Below are 10,568 nucleotides of genomic sequence, written 5' to 3' on the forward strand. Positions count from 1 at the left end.
GATTATGCAATCCCTCTCACCCGTTCCCTCTCCTCCTGTTAAAGACCTGTTAAATCATATTCCGGCCTATACGCCTGCCAAATCCATGGAACAGATCCGGCGGGAGTTGGGACTCGAAAGTGTCGATCGGCTTGCAGCGAACGAGAATCCCTTCGGCTCATCTCCACTGGCTGCAGAAGCGGTCAGATCATTGGGCTCCGAACTTTTGGCACAATACCCCGACGGCTCCAGCCAACTGCTGCGTGACAAGCTTGCGGATCGCTTGGGTGTGCGTACATCCCAATTGGTATTTGGCAGTGGATCATTCGAGCTCCTAACCCTTACCGCCCAAGCCTATCTTAATCCCGGCGAGGAATCACTCATTCCGGTGCCCTCCTTTAACTGGTATAAGGGCGCTACGCTGCTGGCAGGCGGAGTCATTCATGAAGTGCCTTTGGTCAACCATTCGCTGGATCTGGAGCAATTCCGGCAACGGATCAATGATTCTACCCGAATTATCTGGTTGTGCAATCCGAATAATCCGACCGGAACCATCTTCACAGCAGATGCCCTGCTTGGTTTACTCGAACATGTTCCCTCCCATGTTGTGGTTGTCCTGGACGAAGCGTATTATGAATTCGCGGAAAGTGAAGATTATCCTGATACGGTTAAGCTGCTGGAACAGTATAATAATCTGATTATTTTGCGGACCTTCTCCAAAATATACGGACTTGCCGGCCTGCGAATCGGATATGGCATCGGGAATGAAAGCATTATTGAAGGCATTAACCGGGTCAAGCTGCCCATCAGTCTGACAGCCACATCTCAGGCCGCTGCTTCGGCCAGCCTGGATGATCATGAATTTGTCTCTCATTGCCTGCATTACAATCGTCAGGGACGGGAAACGTTAATGCAATCCTTTGAGCAGTGGAAATTACCCTATATCCCTTCCGAAACGAATTTCATCATGGTTGACCTGTTACAGGATAGTGGCCCGATTACCAAAGCATTGTTGAACAGAGGCATCTCTGTCCGCGGCGGTGCCGAATTTGGCATGCCGACCTGGCTTCGGATTACGATTGGCACACCTGAGCAGATTGCACGTCTGATCGGGGAGCTTGATTCGTTGTTACATTAAAACGTTTAGAATCCTGGGTTATTTTTCTAACTCGCAGTACTCACATTCTTTCCAAGGACCCTCTTTACATTCCACTTGCATGTGATATATGCTGAACACACAACTGCATATCTTGAACATTGCACTAGGGGAGCCTTGCGGCTGAGACGAATCGAACGATTCGGACCCTTTGAACCTGATCTGGATCATACCAGCGGAGGGAAGTGGAGCGGCCTTTCAGTAAGCGGATTTTTCATGTTGATGATGAAATTTTATGTGAATTGAACTTACAGACCCACTCATTTCTCCGGAAATGGGTGGGTCTTTTTCGTGTTCTGCGTGCAGATCAGAAGGTGTAATTCAAGATCCCGCAGTTTGAAGTCTGAATAACAAGGGGAACGGTATGCGATGGATAACGACATCACCATTCACAACATGAGCTATGCTTTCCCGAAAAAAAAGGATTCCCCCGTGCTCTCCAATGTGTCGATGCGTGTAGCCAAGGGCGAATTCGTCTCGCTTATCGGTTCCAGCGGCTCCGGTAAAAGCACCCTGTTCAAGCTGATGGCAGGCTTGCTTGAGCCAACTCACGGAACCATTGAAATCCCTTGGGTTCAAGAAGGAAAGCGACTGGGGCAGGTGGCCTACATGCCGCAGAAGGACCTCTTGTTACCCTGGCGCACGGTCATGGAGAATTGCATGCTCCCTTCTGAACTTGCTTCAGGTCGTCAAGACAAGGCAAGGATTCGAGCGGACATTCTGGCCGGTCTCAACCGATTTGGCTTATCCGGCCACGCGCATGCTTACCCGGACGAGCTGTCAGGCGGCATGCGCCAGCGTGTCGCGCTGCTTCGTACTTTGCTGACAGGTGGCCAACTCATGCTGCTGGATGAACCATTCGGAGCCCTCGATGCCCTGACCAAACGGGAGATGCACCGCTGGCTGCTGGAGCTCTGGGAAGGCTTGGGCAAAACCGTATTGTTCATCACGCATGACATTGAAGAAGCCCTGCTGCTCAGTGATCGGATTGTCCTGTTAACTCCGGGGCGTCAAGACCAACAGCTGCAGGATCTGACGGTTCCTTTGCCACGTCCAAGACATTCGGACATGATCTACGAACCGGCTCTCGTTCAGATGAGACGACGACTGGAGGAACAATTACATGCGAGACGGTAACTTGAGAGCCCCGTTGATGGATGGCGTAAAACGTTGGCTTGCCCGTTATGCTCTGTTTCTCTTGCTCATGCTCTTGCTGCTAGTCATCTGGGAGTGGGTGGTGCGTATGGGATGGGTGCCTTCCTTCATCATTCCAGCCCCGACGGCGATTGCCAGTTCGCTGTATGAGCATCGCCGCCTCCTGCTGGCTACACATCTGCCCGCTACGTTGATGGAGGTTGTCATTGGTTTTGGCTTATCTATCAGCGCAGGGATTGCGTTGGCAACAGGCATGCATATGAATCGGTCGATTGAAAAGGCCTTATACCCCTTCATTGTAATCAGTCAGACGATCCCGCTGATTGCCCTGTCCCCCGTCTTCATCCTATGGTTTGGCTATACGTTGTGGAGCAAAGTCGCGGTGGTATTCCTGATCGCGTTCTTCCCGATTGTGGTGAGCACCTACGATGGCCTGCACCAGGGTGACCCGGAGCAGCGTGAACTGCTGCTGACGATGGGGGCCAGCAAGTGGGATAATTTTCGCAAATTACAGATTCCGCTTGCCCTTCCCTCTTTCTTCTCGGGACTGAAGATGTCTGTGGTGTATTGTGTGGTCGGTGCCACGATCGGGGAATGGCTTGGCGGAAGTAAGGGTCTCGGTTATTTCAGCCGCAGAATGTCGAGCAGCATGAACACGGATGCGATGTTCGCATCCATTGTGCTGTTATCTCTGCTTGGAATCACCCTGTTTGTACTCATTGCATGGCTGGAGAAAAGATTCGGTACACCACATCATGCAGGTAGAAGGAAAACTGGATAACTCTCGCCTGCCATTAGCGAAACTCAGAGCTATAGCCCCTGATATTGGCTGTGAACTCATTGCAGCACATTGCAGCTCATCGATTTCTCTTCGCCTGAATGTCGAAACTTATGGATTTCAAAACAGATAAAAGGAAATGAGGAATTTGAAGCTATGAATAAAAAGTATATCTATTCCCTGCTCCCCATCCTGCTTATGACCCTGCTGCTGATCATCAGCGGATGCGGAAATACAGGTACCGACACGCCTGCTACAGATTCAACTTCCAATGTAAAAGAGACAGAATCATCTGCGAACGGACCTTTATCGGAATCCAAAGAAAAGCTGTCCATCATGCTCGATTGGTACCCGAATGCAGTGCATTCCTTCATCTATGTTGCTCAGGAGAAAGGTTACTTCGCGGATCAAGGTCTGGATGTGGATGTTCAGATGCCAGCCGATACCAATGACTCACTCAAGCTTGTTGCAGCCGGGAAAATCGATCTGGCGCTGAGCTACCAGCCGCAAATTTTGCTTGCGCGCGGGGAGAACATTCCAGTACGTTCCATTGCAGCCGTTGTTCGGCATCCGCTCGTGCATCTGTTGACCGAAGCAGACGGTAAAGTGAAGTCGCCAAAAGATCTTGAAGGGCTTACGGTCGGTTATTCCTCTGTCCCTCTGTATGAAGCGATGGTCCGTACGATGATCAGCCAGGATGGAGGTAATCCCGACAAGATGAATCTGGTGGATGTGGGATTTGACCTGATTCCTTCCCTGGCTTCCGGGCAGGCAGATGGCATTATGGGCGGATTTATTAACCATGAGCAATTGATTCTGGAAAAAGAAGGCCATGCCATGAAATCAATCAATCCCGTCGATTACGGCGTACCTGATTATTATGAACTAGTTCTCACTGCAAGTGATACGGGCATTGAAGCGAAAAAAGATCAGCTTACCCGCTTCATCCAAGCAATACAGAAAGGGCAGAAATATGTAACAGAGCACCCCGAAGATGCGCTGAACATTCTGCTTGCGCATGAGAACGAAACGTCTCCCCTTGACCCGGAGATCGAAACCCAAAGTCTGAATATTTTACTTCCACTGATGAATGAAGACGGTCTCCCGTTTGGCAGGCAGGACGCCTCGTCTTGGGAAAACGTACGCGCATGGCTGGTTCAAAGTGAACTGATTCCAGATTCCGTGAAGACTGAGGATGCTTTTATCAACTTGCAGGGTGAGTAAGGAAATCCGTGTTGGATGAGATCCAAGAAAATCTGAAAGTTGTAAATTCAATATCGGAAATGGTCTACATGAGTTTCTTCGGTATTCAATAACTGTACGAATAAAACTTCTATAGAATATATGGAATTTTTATTAAGTAGATGAATTATTTATTTGATCTTTCTATATGGACATTGCAGCTATCCGAGAATGATCTTTAACTCAATCATTTTATGAAAATCCTGCTATCCAACAACCTTGCAAACTTATGCGTATAAGGGTAACCCTGCCTGCTTTTGTCGATCAAATTGCTTATTTATAAGGAGGAACTCATATGTCTTATTTGAAACGTGTTCGTACGAAAAATCCGCTTGTTCATAACATTACGAATATTGTCGTCGCTCCGTTTACGGCCAACGGTTTGCTCGCACTAGGTGCATCCCCTTTTATGGCTTACGCGCATGAAGAAGTCGCTGATGTCGCCAAGATGTCGGGAGCGGTGGTACTGAACATTGGCACGCTGGATGAAAAGGTAGTTGAGGCGATCCGCCTGGCTGGTCAATCCGCTAATGTAAATAACGTGCCTGTTGTGCTCGATCCGGTTGGAGCTGGCGCAACGGCCTATCGTACGGAAACCGTTCAGATGCTCGCTCGTGAGCTTCGCCTCACAGTATTGCGTGGTAATGTGGCGGAAGTCGCCAATGTCATCGGTGAGAGCTGGAGTATCAAAGGTGTGGATGCAGGTCAAGGCGATGGTGATCGCATCGGGATAGCGGAACGGGCAGCACAAAAACTCGGCTGTGTAGTCGTCATTACCGGACGCGAGGATGTCATTACGGATGGGCAAACGACGTTCCTGACGAGTAATGGACATGCCTTGCTTACCCAAGTGACTGGTGCAGGCTGCTTGCTCAGTTCAGTGATTGGTGCTTTTGCAGCTATTGCGAAACCGGGAGACGACTTGCTGGGCAGTGTTGTGGAGGCACTCGCTTTCTATGGCGTTGCAGCAGAGATTGCAGCAGAGCGTACCGCTGATCAGGGACCGGGCAGCTTTCAAATTGAATTGCTGAACCAACTGGCCCAAGTGACGCCTGACGTTCTCGCACAGCGGGCACAGGTTCGCCAGATTGATGGAGGTTCGCAATGAGTATTGCACAGGCTTTGACGATTGCAGGTTCCGATAATGGTGGCGGCGCCGGAATACAGGCCGATCTAAAGACCTTTCAGGAGCTTGGTGTATACGGCATGACGGTGATTACAGCCATTGCTGCCCAAAATACAACAGGCGTACAGGGCGTCTTCCCTATTTCATATGAAGGTATCGCTCAACAATTGGATTCAACTGGTGATGATTTTCAACCCGCCGCTGTAAAAACTGGCATGCTCTACAGTGCCGAGATTATTCGACTGGTCGCCGGGAAATGGCAGCAATACGGCTGGTCCAATCTGGTCATCGATCCGGTTATGGTTGCCAAGGGCGGTGCCCCTCTGTTACAACAGGAGGCTATTCAGGCGCTAATTACAGAGCTGCTGCCTCATGCCCTGATCACAACGCCGAACATTCCGGAAGCCGAGCTGCTTACTGGAATGTCTATTACCAATCTGAGTCAGCGGGAAGAAGCCGCAAGGCGGATGGTGCAGATGGGCTCCACGTATGCTTTGGTGAAAGGTGGTCATGATGAGGGAAGTGGCATGATTGTTGATGTGCTCTATGATGGGCAGTCTTTTCATTATCTGGAGAACGTTCGGGTGGTGACAAGGCATACCCACGGAACGGGATGTACGTATTCTGCGGCCATTACTGCCGAATTGGCTAAGGGCTCCGCTGTACTGGCTGCCGTCACGACTGCGCGAGCATTCATTCAGGCAGCTATCGAAGATGAACTGGGGATCGGGGCCGGACATGGGCCGACGAATCATTTTGCGTACCAGCGCAGACTGCGGGGTGGGCAGTGATGCGCCATCTGGATGCAGAAGCGGTACGCCGTGCGATGCAGGTGTATTTGGTCATGGGCAGCGTGAATACGACGCGTGACCCGGTGGAGGTGCTGCGCCAGGCTATTGCTGGCGGCATTACGCTGTTCCAGTTCCGGGAAAAAGGAACTGGCGCTCTCGTTGGCGAAGCACGCATTACGCTTGCGATGCGGCTTCGCGAGGTGTGCAGCCAGCACGGGATACCGTTCATCGTGAACGATGATGTGGAGCTGGCTGTGGCGGTGGAGGCCGACGGCATGCATGTCGGCCAGGACGATGCGGACGCGGCGCTGGTACGCGCCCGCATCGGAGAAGGGCGGATGCTTGGCGTATCCGCCCACTCCGCGCTGGAAGCCCGCCGTGCGGTGCAGGCGGGCGCCAACTATCTTGGCGTCGGGCCCATGTACCCGACGCGGTCCAAAGCGGATGCCCACGCTGTGCTGGGCCCCGCCGGGATAGCGGAACTGCGCGCCGCAGGTATTGCAGTTCCGGTGGTCGGTATCGGCGGCATTACGCCCGATACCACGGCCGCCGTGATGGCGGCAGGAGCCGACGGCGTAGCCGTCATCTCCGCCATCGCGGGCGCGGCCGATGTGCGCGCAGCGGCTGCGCAGTTCGCTGCGGCGGTGCGCGGGATGCAGGCGTAGCCATTCGCTCCCTGCACCGCCGGCCCGAGGGCTGCACCGAGTGGGTGGTGCAGCCCTCACAAGAGCGCAATATTCTATAACATTGACAAGAAGCGCCTTGTTCACCCTAAGCTAACTGATTATTGCAATAATCCAGGCTCTTAATCATTCATTACACATTTACTCAATTATTCATCCACTCAAACACTCAGTCGTTCAATCACCCAAGCCATTCTCAAGATGCAGCATCCGTGCGTGCATCTTATTTTTTTCTTGTTGACTCTCACGTAACGTGACGCTGTACAATCGGTGGTGTAAGGAGGTATCAATCATGGCCATGAAAGTAAAAGAAGTGGCCGAACTTGTCGGGATCAGTGTGCGCACACTGCATCACTATGATGAGATCGGACTATTAATACCGGACGAAGTAACATCTGCCGGGTATCGACTTTACTCAGATGCCAATCTGGAAATGCTGCAGCAGATTTTATTTTTTAAAGAACTCGATTTCTCTCTAAAAGATATTAAGGAGATTATCAACAATCCCTCTTTCGATCGGGAGGAAGCGCTAAATATACATCGCCGCATTCTATTGGAGAAACGCCAGCGATTGGACCAAATAATTGCCACTATTGATAAATCAGTTCAGCACGTGAGAGGAGAAATTAAGATGACAGCCAAAGAACAATTCGAAGGATTCAATTTCAGCCATAACCCGTATGAGCAGGAAGCGCGGGAACGTTGGGGAGACCAAGCAGTGGATCAGGCTAACCAAAAGATACAGAGCCAGTCTCCTGCGAAACAAAAAGCTCTATCCGATCAAATGAATGAAATCTACAACCGCCTGGCAGCACTTCGTCACACGGATCCAAACTCTGCCGAAGCTCAAGCCGGAATCTCGGAATGGTACAGCTTTTTGAACAATATGGGTACGTATTCCCCTGAAGCCTTCAGAGGGCTGGGCCAAATGTACGTAGACGACGAACGTTTTACACGTAATATTGATCAATTCGGCGAAGGCTTGGCTGTATTTATGAGGGATGCCATGGCTGTGTTTGCTGATCGAAACAGTTAACATTTGCCTACATTGATTCCACCTATAGCATTATCCGATTCCCCTCGCAATCAGGTATAAATTGTAGACAAGTAGTTCCATTTCGATCTTTCTATTGCTAATGAAAACTTGCTCTCTCGTTATAGGCAATATGCTCGTATTAAATAGAACTCCGTTCTGCCACATCTTTTCCGAGTTCATGCAATGTGCTGGACAGCCCAGGGATACAACATTACTCAGTTTACACAAAAAAGGGACGTACGCCCTAAGGCGTCACGTCCCTCTTTTAGTATCTCAGCCGCAATGTGAATAAGCCATTACAGTTATTCACTCTGAGTACTATTTTAATGGAGGCAGTCCCTGTATTACACAGGTCTTGCTTTCTGCTATTCACCGCCTAAGCTCTAGGAGCGTGATCAGATGAAGATGCATCTGACGCCAGGCTGGTCCTTGCCATTCTACCTGGGATCTGCCATGCTGACACGATGGCCAGTACGATGAATAACAGATCAATCGGCTCACTGAAATAATCCGTAATAGTCTCCGCAAACGCGCTTACCATCTCACCATCGAACACCAAATCCATCATGCCCGCATCGCTGAACAACTCGGATGTAAAATATACTACAGTTAGGTACTTACCCAGCAAAATGCCGATAAGTGCAAAGATAACAGCGATGACCTTATGTACCGTTGCGATCTGTTTGTTTGAGAACAATACGACCGCGTAGCCTGTAAGTGCCCCAATGACGATAGCAATGAGCCCAAGCTCCCTTTCCGTCAGTGCAGCGATCACTGCCCACACAATGCCTCCTACAATTGCTGCCACTAATCCACCAATGATTGGCATGCCGATCTTGATCCCTTGCTTCTCTTCCACGTTGTCTTTCCCTCCTGAGTCATGCTTATGCTTCTTTTCCAGAATTCACCTTTCCTATGAAACCACATATTCTTCTTTTATTCAACAAATTTCTACTTTTTTCTGACATATAAAATATATCTGTTGGCTCATGCTATGATTTCAACATAACGTAAATATCCCCTCTGGCGGCCTTAAAGCTGGACACAGAGGGGACATCTTTAAATCTATTTATTCATAAGTTCTCATGATCTTATCCAAACTGTAGTTCAGATGCATTCTCATTTAGAGCTGTGCTGCATTAGAAGGCCGAATGACAGCAGCGATCTGTGCCAAAATGGCATCCACTGATGCGGGGTCATTCACATCATATTCATCAATATTCAAACGAAGTACAGGACAAGCCGTAAACTGGTTAATCCATACGGAGTAGCGCTCATGCATATGTTCCCAGTAGGAACGATCTGTCTGGATCTCCATTTCACGTCCGCGAACGGTAATCCGGTTAAGAATGGATGGCAGACTGCCTTCCAGATAGATCAGTACGTCCGGATGTGGGAAATATGGTGTCATCACCATAGCTTCAAACAAACTGCTGTATGTCTCGAAATCCGTGGCTGACATTGTACCTTGATCGGCATGCATTTGCGCAAAGATACCTGTATCTTCATAGATGGAACGGTCCTGTACAAATCCACCGCCCAGTTCAAAGATTTTCTTCTGTTCCTTGAAGCGCTCTGCGAGGAAGTAAATCTGCAAATGGAAGCTCCAGCGTTCAAAGTCATGATAGAACTTCTCCAGATACGGATTGTGGTCAACTTGCTCCAGAGAAGTTTTAAAATTCAAACGCTCTGCCAAAGCCGCAGTCAGTGTGGATTTGCCCACCCCAACGGTACCTGCTACTGTAATTAACGCATTCGTCGGAATGCCATAGTTATTCATGTGATATACTCCTTTACCTGATTAACAATCTGTTTAAAATGTTCAGGATGTTCTACAAAATCGATCTGCTCCGCATTTACCTTAATGATTATCGGCGGGTTCGGGCTGCCAGCCAAGTAAGCCATGCCTGTTTTGTAATCTGCAATTAACTGTTCCATATAAGCCGGATCCATATCTTGCTCAAAAGACCGTCCGCGTTTGTTGATACGATGCATTAATGTACCGAGTTCAGCCTCGATATAGAGCACCAGATTGGGTTTGGGCAGATCATCTGTTAACAGATGATAGATTTGGCGGTATTTATCCCTTTTCGATCCTTTCAGCGTACGCTCGGCAAATATCATATTTTTATAGATATGATAGTCCGAAATGACGGGTGTGTTCTGTTTAATATAGTGCGCGCCTGTGTCTTCCAGTTGCTTGAACCGGTTGCATAGAAAAAACATTTCAAGCTGAAAGCTCCACTCATCTATATCCTGATAGAAGGAAGCCAGAAAGGGGTTCTCTTCTACAATTTCCTTGACCAGCGGAAGGTTCAATTCCTGAGAAAGCATCGTTGCCAACGTTGTTTTCCCCGCTCCAATCGGACCTTCCACCGCAATAAACGGGGCTGATTTCATCGTGTTCCCGTACCTCCTCGTACACATGCGTGTTTCCGTTTCTATATAGACCTCACCTATTGTATCACAGCTTCGATGATGGGAAGGCCAGTATTTTATGTATAAAATGAGTTTTATCTCTCCGATCAAGCCTACATTAGACAGTTCATTGAACCAACAAACTCCCTAAATTTAAAAATAAAACAAAAAGACACGATCATTTAATTCGATCGTGTCTTTTAA

At 49.1% G+C, this 10,568-nt stretch carries 11 protein-coding genes and 1 riboswitch; of the genes, 8 read left to right on the forward strand and 3 right to left on the reverse strand.

Translation table 11 applies throughout. From position 1 onward, the window contains the following. Window positions 1-4 precede the first annotated feature (4 nt). From hisC to PPA03S_RS07130, 8 genes are all read left to right on the forward strand, one after another. The gene (hisC, locus tag PPA03S_RS07095; RefSeq protein WP_062321226.1) at window positions 5-1,117 is read left to right on the forward strand and encodes a histidinol-phosphate transaminase; all 1,113 of its coding nucleotides are present in this window, start codon (window positions 5-7) and stop codon (window positions 1,115-1,117) included. Window positions 1,118-1,233: 116 nt separating this feature from the next. Beyond that, window positions 1,234-1,336: riboswitch (TPP riboswitch) on the forward strand. Window positions 1,337-1,504: 168 nt separating this feature from the next. Next, window positions 1,505-2,272, forward strand: a complete 768-nt coding sequence (locus tag PPA03S_RS07100) for an ABC transporter ATP-binding protein (protein ID WP_062321228.1) — start codon at window positions 1,505-1,507, stop codon at window positions 2,270-2,272. After that, a complete protein-coding gene (locus PPA03S_RS07105) occupies window positions 2,259-3,071 on the forward strand; it encodes an ABC transporter permease (protein ID WP_245683534.1) in 813 nt (270 codons plus the stop codon). The genes PPA03S_RS07100 and PPA03S_RS07105 overlap by 14 nt, the downstream gene beginning before the upstream one ends. A gap of 153 nt (window positions 3,072-3,224) precedes the next feature. Further along, on the forward strand, window positions 3,225-4,292 hold the full coding sequence (locus tag PPA03S_RS07110; protein ID WP_062321230.1) for an ABC transporter substrate-binding protein: 1,068 nt from the start codon (window positions 3,225-3,227) through the stop codon (window positions 4,290-4,292). A 313-nt stretch (window positions 4,293-4,605) separates the two neighbouring features. After that, window positions 4,606-5,418 carry a hydroxyethylthiazole kinase gene (thiM, locus tag PPA03S_RS07115; protein ID WP_062321231.1) on the forward strand — a complete coding sequence of 271 codons (813 nt, stop codon included), beginning with the start codon at window positions 4,606-4,608 and terminating at the stop codon, window positions 5,416-5,418. Continuing rightward, window positions 5,415-6,227, forward strand: coding sequence for a bifunctional hydroxymethylpyrimidine kinase/phosphomethylpyrimidine kinase (thiD, locus tag PPA03S_RS07120; protein WP_062321233.1), 813 nt, complete (start codon window positions 5,415-5,417; stop codon window positions 6,225-6,227). The genes thiM and thiD overlap by 4 nt, the downstream gene beginning before the upstream one ends. Continuing rightward, window positions 6,227-6,892, forward strand: a complete 666-nt coding sequence (thiE, locus tag PPA03S_RS07125; protein ID WP_062321235.1) for a thiamine phosphate synthase — start codon at window positions 6,227-6,229, stop codon at window positions 6,890-6,892. Before thiD ends, thiE begins: the two co-directional genes overlap by 1 nt. Before the next feature lie 310 nt (window positions 6,893-7,202). Then, window positions 7,203-7,946 (forward strand): MerR family transcriptional regulator, encoded by a 744-nt coding sequence (locus PPA03S_RS07130; protein ID WP_062321237.1) that lies wholly within the window; start codon window positions 7,203-7,205, stop codon window positions 7,944-7,946. A gap of 376 nt (window positions 7,947-8,322) precedes the next feature. On the opposite strand, the gene PPA03S_RS07135 is transcribed toward PPA03S_RS07130, so the two are convergent. The 3 genes from PPA03S_RS07135 to PPA03S_RS07145 form a co-directional block, all read right to left on the reverse strand. Beyond that, on the reverse strand, window positions 8,323-8,805 hold the full coding sequence (locus tag PPA03S_RS07135) for a hypothetical protein (RefSeq protein ID WP_245683535.1): 483 nt from the start codon (window positions 8,803-8,805) through the stop codon (window positions 8,323-8,325). A gap of 264 nt (window positions 8,806-9,069) precedes the next feature. Then, the gene (locus tag PPA03S_RS07140; protein WP_062321239.1) at window positions 9,070-9,726 is read right to left on the reverse strand and encodes a deoxynucleoside kinase; all 657 of its coding nucleotides are present in this window, start codon (window positions 9,724-9,726) and stop codon (window positions 9,070-9,072) included. After that, window positions 9,723-10,346 carry a deoxynucleoside kinase gene (locus tag PPA03S_RS07145; RefSeq protein WP_062321241.1) on the reverse strand — a complete coding sequence of 208 codons (624 nt, stop codon included), beginning with the start codon at window positions 10,344-10,346 and terminating at the stop codon, window positions 9,723-9,725. Before PPA03S_RS07145 ends, PPA03S_RS07140 begins: the two co-directional genes overlap by 4 nt. Window positions 10,347-10,568 lie beyond the last annotated feature (222 nt).

Origin of the sequence: Paenibacillus pabuli NBRC 13638, assembly GCF_001514495.1 — a bacterium.
GTDB lineage: Bacteria > Bacillota > Bacilli > Paenibacillales > Paenibacillaceae > Paenibacillus > Paenibacillus pabuli.